The organism is Arenibacter latericius DSM 15913, from assembly GCF_000424985.1.
Taxonomy (GTDB): Bacteria; Bacteroidota; Bacteroidia; order Flavobacteriales; family Flavobacteriaceae; genus Arenibacter; species Arenibacter latericius.
On sequence record NZ_AUKX01000068.1, the window covers coordinates 1 to 16,153 of the forward strand.

At 38.2% G+C, this 16,153-nt stretch carries 11 protein-coding genes, 1 tRNA gene and 1 rRNA gene; 4 read left to right on the forward strand and 9 right to left on the reverse strand.

All coding sequences use genetic code 11. The features are described from left to right. Nucleotides 1–307, forward strand: a 307-nt coding sequence (locus H344_RS21540; protein ID WP_240484989.1) for a transposase, incomplete at its 5' end; no start/stop codon positions are given. Between the two features lie 124 nt (nt 308–431). Here H344_RS21540 and H344_RS0115745 read toward each other — a convergent pair. From H344_RS0115745 to H344_RS0115770, 6 genes are all read right to left on the reverse strand, one after another. Beyond that, nucleotides 432–506: transfer RNA gene (locus H344_RS0115745), tRNA-Val, on the reverse strand. Nucleotides 507–618: 112 nt separating this feature from the next. Continuing rightward, on the reverse strand, nt 619–1,830 hold the full coding sequence (locus tag H344_RS0115750; protein ID WP_026811173.1) for a bifunctional folylpolyglutamate synthase/dihydrofolate synthase: 1,212 nt from the start codon (nt 1,828–1,830) through the stop codon (nt 619–621). A gap of 124 nt (nt 1,831–1,954) precedes the next feature. Next, complete coding sequence (locus H344_RS0115755; protein ID WP_026811174.1) at nt 1,955–2,845, reverse strand: hypothetical protein; 891 nt, start codon at nt 2,843–2,845, stop codon at nt 1,955–1,957. Then, nucleotides 2,845–3,231, reverse strand: a complete 387-nt coding sequence (locus H344_RS0115760) for an ExbD/TolR family protein (RefSeq protein ID WP_026811175.1) — start codon at nt 3,229–3,231, stop codon at nt 2,845–2,847. The genes H344_RS0115755 and H344_RS0115760 overlap by 1 nt, the downstream gene beginning before the upstream one ends. Nucleotides 3,232–3,241: 10 nt before the next feature. Next, the gene (locus tag H344_RS0115765) at nt 3,242–3,934 is read right to left on the reverse strand and encodes a MotA/TolQ/ExbB proton channel family protein (protein WP_026811176.1); all 693 of its coding nucleotides are present in this window, start codon (nt 3,932–3,934) and stop codon (nt 3,242–3,244) included. 124 nt (nt 3,935–4,058) lie between these two features. After that, a complete protein-coding gene (locus H344_RS0115770; protein ID WP_026811177.1) occupies nt 4,059–5,285 on the reverse strand; it encodes a Glu/Leu/Phe/Val dehydrogenase dimerization domain-containing protein in 1,227 nt (408 codons plus the stop codon). A 239-nt stretch (nt 5,286–5,524) separates the two neighbouring features. On the opposite strand from H344_RS0115770, the gene H344_RS0115775 reads away from it, so the two are divergent. The 3 genes from H344_RS0115775 (at nt 5,525) to H344_RS0115785 (ending at nt 13,063) form a co-directional block, all read left to right on the forward strand. Further along, nucleotides 5,525–6,667 carry an acyl-CoA dehydrogenase gene (locus H344_RS0115775; protein WP_026811178.1) on the forward strand — a complete coding sequence of 381 codons (1,143 nt, stop codon included), beginning with the start codon at nt 5,525–5,527 and terminating at the stop codon, nt 6,665–6,667. A gap of 419 nt (nt 6,668–7,086) precedes the next feature. Then, nucleotides 7,087–11,589 carry a glutamate synthase large subunit gene (gene gltB / locus H344_RS0115780; RefSeq protein WP_026811179.1) on the forward strand — a complete coding sequence of 1,501 codons (4,503 nt, stop codon included), beginning with the start codon at nt 7,087–7,089 and terminating at the stop codon, nt 11,587–11,589. 7 nt (nt 11,590–11,596) lie between these two features. Beyond that, nucleotides 11,597–13,063, forward strand: a complete 1,467-nt coding sequence (locus H344_RS0115785) for a glutamate synthase subunit beta (RefSeq protein WP_026811180.1) — start codon at nt 11,597–11,599, stop codon at nt 13,061–13,063. A gap of 106 nt (nt 13,064–13,169) precedes the next feature. Here H344_RS0115785 and H344_RS0115790 read toward each other — a convergent pair whose 3' ends face one another. The 3 genes from H344_RS0115790 to rrf form a co-directional block, all read right to left on the reverse strand. After that, complete coding sequence (locus tag H344_RS0115790; protein WP_157378335.1) at nt 13,170–14,756, reverse strand: sulfatase; 1,587 nt, start codon at nt 14,754–14,756, stop codon at nt 13,170–13,172. 35 nt (nt 14,757–14,791) lie between these two features. Further along, the gene (locus H344_RS0115795; protein WP_026811182.1) at nt 14,792–15,442 is read right to left on the reverse strand and encodes a 3-keto-disaccharide hydrolase; all 651 of its coding nucleotides are present in this window, start codon (nt 15,440–15,442) and stop codon (nt 14,792–14,794) included. 400 nt (nt 15,443–15,842) lie between these two features. Next, nucleotides 15,843–15,954 (reverse strand): 5S ribosomal RNA (gene rrf / locus H344_RS0115800). Nucleotides 15,955–16,153 lie beyond the last annotated feature (199 nt).

The following is a 16,153-nucleotide window of genomic DNA, read 5'->3' on the forward strand; positions in this document are numbered from 1 at the left end:
AGAGAAAGCATATAATTTATGCCAGAATCTATCTTGGATATTCAACAATACAAAAGACAAAACCTCGGCACTCATAAGATTAGCGAAATGGGACGAAAAAGTGAGGCAGGCCAGCTTCAAAAGCTTCAGCACCATATCCAGGACAATGTCGATCCATTATCAAAATATCCTGAACTACTTTGACAACAGAAGCACCAACGCCTCGGCAGAATCATTCAATGCCAAGATAAAAGCATTTAGGGCACAGTTCAGGGGTGTCAGGAACGTAGAATTCTTCTTATATAGGCTGACAACTATTTTTGCTTAAATCCTTAATCCCACAACTTTTTGACTTGATCCGTGCAAATTGAGTGCAAATGAAAAATCCTGCACCTTGAACGGAAAGTCCTAAAACGACGAAACCCTCAGTAAAAACTGAGGGTTTCGTGTTGTGGGCCCTACTGGATTCGAACCAGTGACCCCCTGCTTGTAAGGCAGGTGCTCTGAACCAACTGAGCTAAGAGCCCCACTATTTCATTTCAAAATTTTGCTTTTAGCTTCTTGGGGCGCGCCCCTTGCTGTAAGCAGGTGCAAATATAAGACTGTTTTTTACTTCTGCAAAAGAAAATCAAAAAAAAATTAAATTATTTCTGCTACCACAAAAGTGCTCCCCCCTACATAGATAAAATCTGAAGTTTCAGCAACAGATTTAGCCGCAGTAAATGCCTCATCAACAGATTTATAAGCATCACCCACCAATCCAAAGGCTTCTGCCCTCTCTTTTAATAAATTTTCATCCAAGCCCCTAGGAATATTTGGTCTACAGAAATAATACTGAGCTTTTGTTGGAAAAAGCGGGAATATTTGCTCCAAATTCTTCTCCTTTACAAACCCAAGAACCAAGTGTAATTTTGAAACCTTTAATTTTTTTATCTGATCTAATACCATTGTTAACCCCTCCGTATTATGAGCAGTATCACAAACCATCAATGGCTGTTCTCCTAATATTTGCCATCTTCCCAATAAACCAGTGTTAGTAGATACATTATTTAATCCTTGAACGATATGATTTTCATTAACATCAAAACCATGTAACTCTCGTATTGTAGCAACAACTCCCTTGATATTTTTCAATTGGTAGCTTCCCAGAAGAGAAGTTTTATAGCTACTAGGAATAACTTCACTGGCAAAAACTATCTTAGAACCCTGTTCATTTGCCACTTCATTAAAAACAACGGCAGTCTCTTCCTGAAGCTCACTGATCACTACAGGCACACCTTCCTTAATAATACCCGCTTTTTCATATGCTATCTTGGCAATGGTATCACCTAAAACTTCCACATGATCATATCCTATATTAGTAATTAAAGATACCTCCGGAGTGATAAGATTGGTAGAATCATATCTACCACCTAGTCCAACCTCAATAATAGCGATATCTACTTTTTCTCTTTCAAAATATTCAAAGGCCATACCAACGGTCATTTCAAAAAAGGACAATCTATGAGCTTCTAAAAAGACTTTATTATCCTTAATAAAATTAACCACAAACTGTTCTGAAACTGGTTTCCCATCTACTCTTATTCGCTCTCTAAAGTCTTGTAAATGCGGTGAAGTATATAAACCAGTCTTATACCCAGCCTCCTGGAGAATAGAGGCTAACATATGGCTACTAGATCCTTTGCCATTGGTACCTCCTACATGAATACTTTTAAATTTCCTTTCGGGATTACCTAGATATTCTGTAAAATCACGAATGTTATCTAATTTAGCATTAAAAGCAGATGCTCCTTTCTGTTGGTACATGGGTAACTGTACAAACATCCACGCCAAAGTTTCTTGGTAGTTCATTAAATATTGTGGATTGAATTAAAAGAATGTGATAAAAACTGCATATAAAAATCAGGTGATAATCTAAGAATCTTGTCTCATTTAAGACCTACCAACACTATTATGGGGTCCTTTACATAAGTAGTTATTCACCCAATTTAAAATTAACAACAACAAATCCCGTCTGTTGCGCTGGGGCATTAGAATCTAAATTCCATTTGTGTTTTAAAGCGGTCTGTTTTGCTGGGGCTAATAAGCAAGGGTGGTTATTGGTAGTACCTTTTACTCCTGGTGTAGCATCTACAACATCTCCATTCCTATTCACCACTATTCGGACCACTACTCTACCTTCTTCATTACATTCTTGTGGTACTTTACCTTGGTTTACCAACGATCTTCCTCTTAAACCATATCCTCCAGATCCTGTTCCAGAGCCAGGGCTACCATAATAACTTGTGGCATAAGGGTCACCTTCTGGATTCCCTTTATCACCAGCCCGATTATCATCTCCTTCGCTACCAGAATCCGTACCTTCAGATTTATTGATACCTCCAATCAATTGATCTAGCTTATTTCTTTTTGCTTGTTGCTCCTGTCTAAGCTTTTCCTCGGCTTCTTTTTGCTCTCTAGCTTTCCTTTCTGCCTCTGCCTGTGCTTTCTTAGCAGCTTCGTTTGCCTTGCGTTGTGCCTCTTGCTGCTGCTTAATTAAAATAGACTCTTCGCTTTCTTGTGTAAGAATTTTTTCTGCAGGCTTTTCAATAGCTACTTCTTCTTTAGAAACCTGCTCTTCCACCTTTTCTTCCTGCACTTTAGGTTCGGCAATAGGCTTTTCTACAGGTTGAGACTTTATTTTCTCCTTTGGTTGGACATTCCCACTCCCAAATTCCATTGTCCCAAAATTAACGGTTATACCACTTTCTAATGGAGGATCCATATAGGTAAGTCCAATATAAAAAAGTAAAAGCAAGAGCACGCTAAGCAACACAGTTGTAAGCGTAAAAGATTTTTTCTTATGTTTTGTGTTCAGTAATGCCATTACTTGGGTCGCACAGCCAAAATAACCTTATAATTATTCCTATTAGCAATATCCATAACGTTTACCGCCTCTTTAATGGCTACGCTTTCTTCTGCTCTTAAAATAATTGTTGGTTTCTCTTTTCCTTCTAGTGCTTTTTTTAGTTCAATTTCTATGTATTTCCCGTTAATTTTCTGGTTATCTACAAAATATTCTAAATTCTTATTAATACTTACCGATACATTTTGTGTATTGGTGGACTTCCCTTTTGCTTTTGGTAGTAATAGATCCAATGCATTTGGAGAATTTGCTGTCAACATAAAGAATATAAGCAATAAGAATACTATGTCCGTCATAGACGACATACTAAAATCTGGACTAACCTTATTTCTACCTTTTAATTTCATGTGCTTAAGCCTACAGGGGTTCGTTCAATAAATCCAAGAATTCTACGGCATTAGCTTCCATTTTATGGACTACCTTATCCGTTCTGTTCACCAAGTGGTTATACCCAATATACGCAATAATTCCCACTATCAATCCCGCTACAGTAGTTGTCATAGCCGTATAGATTCCCGCTGCCAATGATCCCATTTCTGCCTGTCCACCACTAGAAGCCATTTCATGAAAGGCTATAATCATCCCTATTACTGTTCCTAAGAAACCAATCATTGGTGCAGCTCCAGCAACGGTTGCCAAAACAGTTACGTTCTTTTCAAGCTTATACACTTCTAATGTACCAGCATTTTCTATAGCGGTATTTATATCATCCAAAGGCTTACCAATTCTAGAAATACCTTTTTCCGTTAATCTAGCTACAGGAGAATCTGTCTGGGCACATAATAATTTTGCAGCCTCCAATTTACCATTAGTTACATGATCTCGTATTTGATTCATAAAATTACTGTCGATCTGTGATGCCGCTTTAATCGCAAAAATGCGTTCAAAATAAATATAAAGCGCCACAAATAACATGGCGAAGAGTACAGATATAATTAGGATACTTCCAGTACCCCCACTAACAATTAAATCAATCACAGAAAGGGTCTTTTCTTCTGACACTAACTCTTCCATTCCTGCCTCTTGAGCAAGGTCTTGTAACAATATCATAAATTCTCTTTTATAAGTGTAGTATTAATAACGATTATTCGGATTATAAATTATCTATTCGATATAAAATTTCTTACAAATATTGAACTTCAATTATTGTTCCCAATTTTTGATGTTCAATTGGCTAAATTAATTGTTTTAATGCAATTTCAAATCCTGTTTTACTAAGATTGATTTTAGTATTGTTAATCTCGCAAATTTTTAACAAAGCATTTTTAATAGTTTTGGAGGTGTCCATAAAAATCAGTTCGTCTTCCATAGGCACTCTCCCTTCCATAAAATAGGCAAACACACGTGCCATTCCACAGTTTGAAACAAAGTCGGGAATCAGACTTACTTGCTCGTCTGTATATTGCATAATTGGTCCAAAAAAGATCTCTTTATCTGCAAAAGGAACATTGGCCCCACAGCTAATAACTTCTAATCCGGTATTAATCATTTTGGTGATTTGATCCTTAGTCACTAATCTAGATGCCGCACATGGCATAAAAATTTCTGCTGGTAAGTTCCATATCCTTTGATTCATTTCCTCAAAGGAAATCATTTCTTTCTCATTAAGAGTATTCCCTTTTTTATTGAGGTACATTTTAGTTACCTCTTCAAAAGAAAATCCATCTTCATTTATCACGCCCCCATTCCTATCAATGATACCCACAATCTTTGCCCCCATTTGAGATAGGTAAAAAGCCGCAGCAGAACCTACATTTCCAAAGCCTTGTACAATAGCTTTCTTTCCCACCACAGACGCTCCTTTAATCTCATAAAAATGTTTAACTGCCTCTGCAACTCCAAACCCAGTGATTAAATCTGCAACAGTATATTTTCTAGAGGGATCTGGCGAATACTTACTATTCTCTAACACCTTGATCACTCCCAATCTTAATTGCCCTATTCTGTTGATCTTATCGGCCTCAGTTGGTTTAAAATGCCCATTAAAAACACCCTCTTGCGGATGCCAAACCCCAGCTTCTTCCGTAATGGGAATCACTTCATGAATCTCATCTACATTTAAATCGCCCCCAGTACCGTAATAACTTTTTAATAAAGGGGCAACGGCTTGATACCATCGTTTTAACACCTCATTTTTCCTAGGGTCGTTCGGGTCAAAATTAATACCCGATTTTGCCCCTCCAATAGGCGGACCTGAAACTGTGAATTTAACTTCCATCGTCTTAGCTAGAGACAACACCTCATTCATATCTAGTCCCTCTCTCATTCTAGTACCACCACCGGCAGCTCCTCCACGAAGGGAATTAATTACCGCCCAACCTTCTGCGCTAGTTTCCGAATCTTTCCAATTAAAAACAATCTCCGGCGGCTTTTCTTCAAATTTCTTTAGTAATTCTTTCATAGTGCTCGCCATTGCATTAATTTGATTTAGTTGCTACCAATACCTAAACTCTAGAGTTTTTAATTAATTTTCTAGAAATTGTAGCCTGTATATTCCCATATTGAGTATATGGTTATACAATTAAACGTATCTTAACAAACAAATATAGAAATATAGATTAGGTTTTAAACTTATATTCTCCCTAATTATTTGATAGTATACCCGTATATTTGTTAGAACCTCATAAATTTTTTTTAGGAATGGATTTCACACTATCGGAAGAACAATTAATGATACAGCAAGCGGCAAGGGATTTTGCCCAAACCGAATTACTCCCTGGGGTTATAGAGAGAGATGACGCTCAAGAATTTCCCGCCGAGCAGGTAAAAAAAATGGGGGAACTAGGGTTTCTCGGTATGATGGTAGATCCAAAATACGGAGGTAGCGGTATGGATACCATATCCTACGTACTGGTAATGGAAGAACTTTCAAAGGTAGATGCATCCTCATCCGTTATTGTATCGGTTAACAATTCATTGGTGTGTTGGGGATTAGAAACTTACGGTAATGAAGCTCAAAAAGAAAAATATCTAATAAGATTGGCAAGTGGAAAGTGCCTGGGTGCCTTTTGCCTATCTGAACCTGAAGCAGGAAGCGATGCCACTTCCCAAAAAACAACAGCAACAGATAAAGGAGACCATTATATATTAAACGGTACTAAAAATTGGATAACCAATGGAAGTACTGCCGACACATATATTGTAATTGCACAAACGGACATAGAGAAAGGCCATAAAGGAATTAATGCCCTGATAGTAGAAAAAGGAATGCCGGGTTTTGAAATTGCTCCTAAAGAAAACAAACTAGGAATTCGCGGTAGTGACACCCATTCCCTAATTTTCAACGATGTTAAAGTACCTAAAGAAAATAGGTTAGGTGAAGATGGCTTCGGCTTTAAATTTGCCATGAAAACACTTTCTGGCGGAAGAATAGGAATTGCAGCACAAGCCTTAGGGATAGCAGCGGGAGCTTATGAACTTTCACTAAAATACGCCAAGGAACGAAAGGCCTTTGGAACAGAAATTGCGAATCACCAAGCCATTGCTTTTAAATTAGCCGACATGCATACACAAATACAAGCAGCAAGACATTTGGTTTACAAGGCTGCTTGGGACAAAGACCAAGGAAACAATTATGATATTTCTGGCGCAATGGCTAAACTTTATGCCTCACAAGTTGCTATGGACACTAGCATAGAGGCGGTCCAAATTCATGGCGGGAACGGATTTGTTAAGGATTACCATGTAGAGCGTATGATGCGCGACGCTAAGATTACTCAAATCTACGAAGGCACCTCAGAAATTCAAAAGATCGTTGTTTCTAGAAGTATTTTAAGGGATTAGTAGCTACTCCCAACCTCTTAAGCAAACAGATTTACTATCACAATATATTTTAGACCGGTTTCCTATTTTATTAGGAATCACCGGTCTTTTCTTATGAGGATGTTCCAAGCCTCATCAAAAAAAAACACTTACTATACTACAAACCAATCACATACAATTTAAAAACACTCCATTAAGTCTTGTATCCAAACAAGGTTCTCACTCTTTTTATAAAATAAACATTAGAAATATAGCACTTCTCTTCATTATTAGAGTTGATCAATTATGACAATCCTAATATTAGAAGCTAAAATATTAAAATATGCATTTTTTGCATCGTTTGAATCAAAACACTGAATTTTTTATATTAAAAATAAGCATTCATTAAATTAAAACACGCTTTTTCGCTACTTTTGAATAAATAATGCAATACAAAAAGAATGAAGAAGCAAGGTTTATATCTTCCGGAGTTTGAACATGATAACTGTGGAGCTGGATTTATATGTAGTCTGAAGGGTGAAAAGTCGAACGATATTATCCATAAAGCATTAGAGATTCTAGAAAAATTAGAACATCGAGGCGCAGTAAGTTCTGATGGAAAAACAGGAGACGGGGCTGGGATATTAGTAGATATTCCTCATAATTTCTTCCAAGACGAATGTGATTTTGAATTACCGGAACCTGGAAATTATGCTGTGGGCAACATCTTCTTACCACAAAAGGAAAACCAAAGAAATTACTGCATTGATATCTTCGAGGAGAGTATTAAAAAGCAAGGTTTGCATTTATTAGGATGGAGAGACGTTCCGATAAATAAATCTATACCGGGTAGAATAGCCGCAGAAACAGCACCTTTTATAAAACAGCTCTTTGTTGCCAAACAAAACGAAGAACAAGATTATTTCAACTTTAATTTAAAATTATTTATTGCAAGGAAAGTCACGGAGCATACCGTAAACAATTCCCAGCTTTCCGAAAGCAATTTTTTCTACGTACCTAGTTTATCCACTAAAATAATCATCTTTAAAGGTCTTTTAATGCCAGAGGACATTAGTCTTTACTTTACAGATCTTATGGATCCAAGAGTGACAACTAGACTCGCCTTGGTACATCAAAGATTCTCAACCAATACCTTTCCTACCTGGGATCTTGCACAGCCTTTCCGTTATATGTGCCATAATGGAGAGATAAACACACTTAGAGGTAACGTATCCAGAATGCGATCTAGGGAAGAACTCATGAAAAGCGATTGGTTTGGAGAAGAAATAAAAAACATCCTACCTATTATATTACCAGGAAAATCCGATTCGGCCACAATGGACATGGTCGTAGAGTTACTACTAATGACTGGAAGGTCTCTTCCTGAAGTAATGATGATATTGGTCCCTGAGGCATGGGAAAAAAATCCAGAAATGTCCGAGGCAAAAAAAGCCTTTTATGAATACCATTCTTGTTTAATGGAGCCATGGGATGGCCCCGCTTCTATTCCGTTTACTGATGGTAATTATATAGGGGCTGTATTAGACAGGAACGGACTTAGACCTTCTAGATATTCCGTTACCAAAGATGGCTTTGTTATTATGTCTTCTGAAGTAGGAGTAATAGACATTGCTCCTGAGAACATTGCCCTTCACGGTAGGTTAGAGCCTGGAAAAATGTTCTTAGTAAATATGGAGGAAGGACGCATAATAAATGACGAAGAGATAAAAGAAGAAATTGCGGTGAGGCATCCTTATAAGAAATGGCTCAACAATAATTTAGTGCATCTAAAAGATATCCCCTATAACGATTGCCCCCTATTCTTAAACGAGGCTTCCGTACAAAAAAGAAAATCTATTTTCGGATACACTTTAGAAGATTTGGACACCATTATTCTTCCTATGGGGAAAACGGCAAAGGAGCCTTTGGGATCAATGGGATCAGACACTCCTATTGCTGTGCTATCGGAACGCCCACAATTAATTTACAACTATTTTAAGCAGTTATTCGCACAGGTTACCAACCCACCATTAGATGGTATTCGTGAAGAACTTATAACTGACATTAGCCTTACTTTGGGTAGTGACCAGAATATATTTGAATTTTCCGAACTGCATTGCAGGAAATTGAAAATACAAAACCCAGTAATTTCTAAGGAAGATTTAGATAAAATAAAGAATTTTGATGCAAACCCTCATTTTAAGGTAGTTTCCATTCCCATTCTATATGATATAGATAAAGGCCTTAATGGCCTGGAAGATGCGCTACAATCAATTTTAGAACAAGCAGAAAAAGCAATAGATGAAGGCACTAATATTATTATCCTTTCGGACAGGAATGTGAGCAAAACAAAAGCTCCTATCCCCGCTCTTCTTGCCTGCTCTTTTGTAAATAGCGGTCTACAGCGATTAAATAAACGCTCCCAATTAAGCATTATCATAGAATCAGCAGAACCAAGAGAGGTACATCACTTTTCTCTATTATTTGGATTTGGTGCTAGCGCTATAAATCCCTATATGGTAAATGAAATTATTGCTGAACAGATTAAAGAGCTCGATATTACCGAGTACAGCGTTGACGAGGCCATTAAAAATTATAATAAGGCAATTGGAAAGGGTGTCCTTAAAGTGATGAATAAAATAGGTATCTCTACGCTAAACTCTTATCGCGGATCCCAATTGTTTGAATGCATTGGAATAAATACCAAAACAGTAGAAAAATATTTCCCTAATACCCCAACTAGGATACAGGGAATAGGCCTGTACGAGATTGAAAAGGAAATCTCTAAACGACATAAAAAAGCCTATAGCGATCAAGAAATCCCTGCTAATATGGATTTGGAAGTTGGCGGACAATATAGATGGCGTAGGGATGGGGAAAAACATATGTTTAACCCCTTGACCATTGCAAAACTTCAATTAGCGGTTAGAAATAATGAACCGAAATCTTTTAAGGAGTTTTCAAAAATGATAAACGAACAATCGAAAAACCTAATGACCATTCGTGGACTATTCGATTTTTCTAATTATGACCCCATTCCATTAGACGAGGTGGAACCATGGACCGAAATTGTAAAACGATTTAAAACAGGCGCCATGTCTTATGGATCCATTAGTAAAGAAGCTCATGAGAATTTGGCGGTGGCCATGAATAGGATTGGCGGTAAAAGTAATTCTGGAGAAGGAGGAGAAGATGCAGAACGATTTTATAAGAATCAATCAGGGGATTGGCGTAATAGTGCCATTAAACAAGTAGCATCGGGGAGATTTGGGGTAACCTCCAATTATTTAACTAGTGCTAAAGAAATTCAAATAAAAATGGCACAGGGTGCAAAACCAGGTGAAGGCGGACAGTTGCCAGGCCCAAAAGTAAATCCCTCTATTGCCAAAACAAGGAACTCTACCCCCTATGTGGGATTAATATCTCCCCCACCCCATCACGATATTTATTCCATTGAAGATTTATCACAGCTGATTTTCGATTTAAAATCTGCCAACCGAAAAGCAAGGATAAATGTAAAATTAGTCTCTGAAATAGGAGTAGGTACGGTAGCGGCAGGTGTTTCAAAAGCAAAAGCGGATGTCATCCTTATATCTGGCCATGATGGCGGGACCGGAGCATCACCACTTACTTCATTAAAACATGCTGGTTTACCATGGGAATTAGGAATTGCAGAGGCGCAACAGACCTTAGTAATGAACGACCTTAGAAATAGGGTGGTCTTGGAGTGTGATGGTCAGTTAAAGACAGGTAGAGATGTAGCCATAGCCTGTTTATTAGGTGCTGAAGAATTTGGATTTGCAACTGCACCATTGGTAGCCTCAGGCTGTATAATGATGCGTGTTTGTCATCTAAATACCTGCCCAGTTGGTATTGCAACCCAGAATCCTGAATTACGTAAGAAGTTTCAAGGAAAACCAGAACATGTAGTGAATTATATGTATTTCGTTGCCCAAGAACTACGAGAAATCATGGCTCAATTAGGTTTTAGAACCATCAATGAAATGGTGGGACAAGTACAAAAATTAGACCGCAAGAAAGCATTAGCACATTACAAGGCGGCAGGCATTGATTTGAGTCCTATCTTACATAAGGTTGATGTTCCTATTGGAACAAAGTTTTACAACACAAACAAACAACAGCACGATATAGAAAATTCTATCGAGTTTGAAATCCTAGAACAAGCTCACCCTGCATTATTCCGAAAGGAAAAAATTTCCTTGGATTTCCCTATCCATAATACAGACAGAGCAGTAGGTGCCATAATTAGTAATGAAATTTCCAAAATTTACGGTGCTGAAGGATTACCTACAAATACGTTAAAATTAAACTTCACCGGATCGGCAGGACAAAGTTTTGGTGCCTTTGCCACCAAAGGACTTACTATGGTAGTAAATGGAAACACCAATGATTATCTAGGAAAAGGTCTTTCCGGCGCTAAATTAGTGGTTAAAGTACCCTATAAATCGACTCTAAAACCTGAAGAAAACGTTATCACAGGAAACGTTACCCTGTATGGCGCCACCTCAGGAGAAGCTTATATAAACGGGAAAGCGGGAGAACGGTTTTGCGTAAGAAACTCTGGTGCTAAAGCCGTAGTAGAGGGAATAGGAGATCATGGATGTGAGTATATGACAGGAGGTACCGCAGTAATTCTAAGAGAAGTAGGAAGAAACTTCGGCGCTGGAATGAGTGGTGGTATTGCCTATATTTTTGATGAGAAAAACACCTTTAAAAAACATTGTAATTCCGAGTCTCTAAACCTACTATCTGTGGAAGAAGATTCCGATATAGCCGAATTAAAGGAACTTATTGAGAATCACTATAACGCTACACTTAGTCCCATTGCACAGCGGATATTAGAAAAGTGGGAGGAGTGCTTACCTAATTTCATTAAAATATTTCCAGAAGAATACAAGCAAGCATTGCTTCGTATAGAAAAAGAAAAATTAGAAACAATATAATCCAACTATGGGAAAGATAACAGGATTTTTGGAATTCGATAGAAAAGTAGAAGAATATACTCCGGTAACGGAAAGGGTAAAGCATTATAAAGAATTTACCCTCCCCATGAAAGAGCAGGAGTTAAAAGATCAAGGTGCTAGATGTATGGATTGTGGTATTCCCTTCTGCCATAGTGGCTGCCCTTTGGGAAATTTAATTCCAGATTTTAATGATGCGGTGTACCGAGGAAAATGGGAAAAGGCAGCAGAAATACTACACGCTACTAATAACTTTCCAGAATTTACAGGAAGATTATGTCCTGCGCCATGTGAAGAAGCTTGTGTATTAGGAATTAATGAAAACCCAGTTTCCATTGAGAATATTGAAAAAAATATAGCAGAGACTGCTTTCAATAAAGGATGGGTGACTGCCAACCCACCTACTAAAAGAACAGGTAAAACAGTTGCTGTTATAGGGTCTGGACCAGCAGGTTTGGCAGCAGCACAACAATTGAACAGAGCCGGACATTTGGTAACTGTATTTGAAAGAGATGAAAAAGTGGGTGGTCTTTTACGATATGGTATTCCCGATTTTAAATTGGAGAAACATATTATAGATCGAAGAGTGGCAATCCTAAGAGAAGAAGGTATTGTATTTAGAACAGGAACTCATGTTGGTAAAGATATTCTGGCAACCGAAATTAAGGATGAATTTGATGCTCTTGTTCTTACAGGTGGGGCAACGGTGCGCCGTGAGTTACCCATAGAAGGGGCTAATCTAAAAGGGGTAGTACAAGCTATGGACTTCTTAAAACAAAATAACAAACGAGTAGATGGCGTTAAGGAACTTGGAAAAGAAATTAAAGCCACCGGCAAGGATGTTATTGTAATTGGAGGTGGGGACACCGGTTCAGATTGTATTGGCACCTCCTTTAGACATGGCGCCACTTCTGTATCCAATTTTGAAATTTTAGGCAAACCCACATTGGAACGCCCTTCTGATCAACCATGGCCATTTTGGCCCATGAGATTAAGAACAAGCTCTTCGCATAAGGAAGGTGTGGAACGATTTTTTAGTATATCTACAAAAAGATTTATTGGTGATTCTGATGGAAACCTTACTGGACTAATTACTTCGGAAGTAGAATGGATTAAAGAGCCAGGAAAGCGACCACAACTTATAGAAATTCCCGACACCGAAAAAGAATGGAAATGTGAATTAGCATTATTGGCACTAGGATTTACAGGCACCGAGATGACCATAGCAGATCAACTAGGAATTAAAGCCGACATGCGGACCAACATTAAAGCTAGTGAAGCCGATTACATGACTAATATTCCAGGAGTATTTGTAGCCGGAGATCAAAGAAGGGGGCAATCGCTCATTGTATGGGCCATTTCTGAAGGTAGACAAGCTGCATACCATGTAGACACTTTCCTCATGGGAAGTTCTAACTTACCCTTAAAAGGAGAGGGAGATTTGCCTAGGATATAAGGAATATTGTAATCGACAGAAATAATTCACTTTAAATCAGAATCTATAAATAACAAAATGCCATATTCGTTTTAAAACAAATATGGCATTTAGTTTAATTACGAAATCAATCTTTAGTAACTTTACTCCCCCACCAATCTGCGTTGGACTTAAAATCTTTAGAGAGATAATTTAAACGTTCCTTTTCTAGTCTAGGTAACATTTCATTTACAATGCGCTCTTTACGTTTCTGGGCCAATTCAGCATCATATTCGGGATCTAATTTAGGGGTTTTAGCCCCAACTTCTTCTAACCAATCCATTAACTGATTACTTAATTCCATTGCTAGTTGCTGATTACTCTCTAGAACATTGTTCTTCTCTGCAATATCTGAAGGCAAATGATAAAGCTCTTCCCTACCATCTTCCCAATAATGAATAAGTTTCCAGTCTCCCTTTCGAATAATAGAAGAAGGCTGCCCTCCTTGATTTCCATAATGAGGATAATGCCAGTACAAAGGCCTTTCAATATCCACTTCCTTTCCTTCTAACAAGGGACGAAGACTGACTCCGTCAATATGCTGCTCAGGTTTTAATGGAATATTTGCCAAATCTAAAATTGTAGGATAAAAATCAGTCCCAATTACAGGCTGATTATTTTCAGTGCCATTAATGTTCAACCAAGGCACTTTAATAAAAAAGGGCTCCCTTATTCCTCCTTCATATTGATATCCTTTGCCCCCTCTTAAAGGCAAATTACTAGTGGCAAAATTATCCCCTGAAGCAACCCCACCATTATCTGAAGTAAAAACGACTATAGTATTATCTTCCAAACCAGAAGCCCTAAGAGCATTTAATACTTCTCCTACCGCATCATCCATACTTTCTACAAGGCCTGCATAGATTGGATTATCTTGCACTATTCGGATTGGCAATACACCTTCCATTTGGTATCCCTGGTCTTGTATACCCTTTTCTTCTGCTTTCTCTCTATAGTGTTGCCATTTGGACTCCGTAGTCTGTATAGGAGCATGCACAGCGTAGAAAGATAAGAAAGCAAAGAATGTGGTATCCTTATTTTTCGTGATAAACTCTGCGGTCTCCTTAGCAAGACGCATTGAAAGGTTTTCCCCTTTAATCTTATTTGGAAGGCTTGGATTGGTCCATGGGGAGAAAAATCCACCTATTGGACTTCCCTTATCCCATCCACCTTTGTTTAAATCGAATCCATGATCTTCCGGATAGGAACCTTCCCCACCCAAATGCCACTTTCCAGCAAAGAATGTTTTATAACCGTTTTCTTTTAGTGCTTCTGCAATAGTTTTATCCTCTTTAGGTAATGAATGAATATAATCTGCAGGGAGTAATTTATCATGTCTATTCAATTTACGCCAATTTTTTCCAGAAGGTGCGCCTATCCAGTCTGTAATTCCATGTCTGGCAGTAAACTTACCAGTCATTATACTAGCTCTAGAAGGACTACATACACGACTAGCAGCGTAGCCTTGGGTAAATATTATCCCTTCACTAGCTAGTCTATCTATATTGGGAGTCTCATAATATTCACTACCCATAATCCCCAAGTCAACCAACCCTAGGTCATCTACTAGTATAAAAACAACATTAGGTTTTTCCGGAGCTAATTCTACTTTTTGGGCGCAACTATTTATTGTACCAATTAGCAGTACACTACTAAAAAATTTGATAATCTTCATAAACTTATTGTAAGAGGTAAGTATGGTGATCTATATTAAGGGAGTGGTCTTACCATAATATTATTAAAATAAACTACACTTTTTGGATCGTGTCCCTGTAAAGCGAAGGTTCCTCCCTTGAGAATTCTGTGTACACGTTCGCCTTCACGCTTGGGGCTTTCAGGTTCGGTATAATCCACAACTACTATATCATTAATTTTAACAATAATCCGTTTACCTTCTACCTTTATATATTCGGTGTACCATTCATCATCATTGGCATAGGTTTCCATTACATTAACCACATCATATAAACTCCCAGTACGTTTCCAATCGCTATGGGAATTATTTACCTGCACTTCATAACCATGTATTGGCCAACTAGCCTCTTGGTAGCGAGTGTGTATATAAATACCAGAATTAGAATTGGCTTTTGTCATAACGGAAGCTTTAAATTCAAAATTCTCAAAGTGGTGGTCTTTCACTCCTCCCATATAAAATAAATGAGCTTTTGGTCCAGCCACTTTAATAGCACCATTCTCTACACTAAAAGTGCTAGCATTCTCTCCAACCTTCCATCCATCAAGATTCTTCCCGTTAAACAAAGAAATCCATCCGTCTTTATTTTTGATTTCCTGTCCTATACTAACATTCAAAAAGGCAAGAGAAGACACAAAAATGATTAAATATTGTAGTTTGCTTTTCATGGTTGGTTGATTTTATAGAATTGAGTATACAATATATAGAAAAATAAAGGAAGCACAGTGTATTCTTATTGAAATAGAAGGGCATTTTGAGAAGTAGCTTCATGGCCGCGTAGCGGTCGCATATTATCACCATATCATTCAGTGATAAGGCATACACCAATTAAACGGCATCCACCGAGGTTCTGCGCCAGCAGACGAAAGCGCATCGTGACTTGTCACGACAGCATCCATACGGCCGCATCGCGGTCGCACCTTACTAACCTATCATCAAGTGATGAGGCAGCTCCTTCATTAGTAGCAGTAAAGCATCTTAACCCCAGTATCAATTGAAGAGGCAGCTTCTATATGACATAGGGATAAAAAAAAAGTCCCCTCATCTTACGATGAAGGGACTCTTAAAAAAAGGCGGCGGCCTACTCTCCCACTTGGTATAGCAGTACCATCGGCGCAGACGGGCTTAACTTCCCTGTTCGAGATGGTAAGGGGTGGGCCCCGTCGCCATGGCCACCTAAAATCTTTGGCGGTAATCCTGCTTTTTGCAAGGAGTACACACCGCGTTTTTAATACGCAATATCGTTGACATAATAGGGACAGGGTATACTTGCCAGAAAAGGCAAGGGCAAGGTAAAGTACGTGTTAACGTGCTATTATATTAAAAAGGTTTGTCGTGTCCCGGAGTTTCCCCCGGGACAACATTTGCGCAAGCCAACG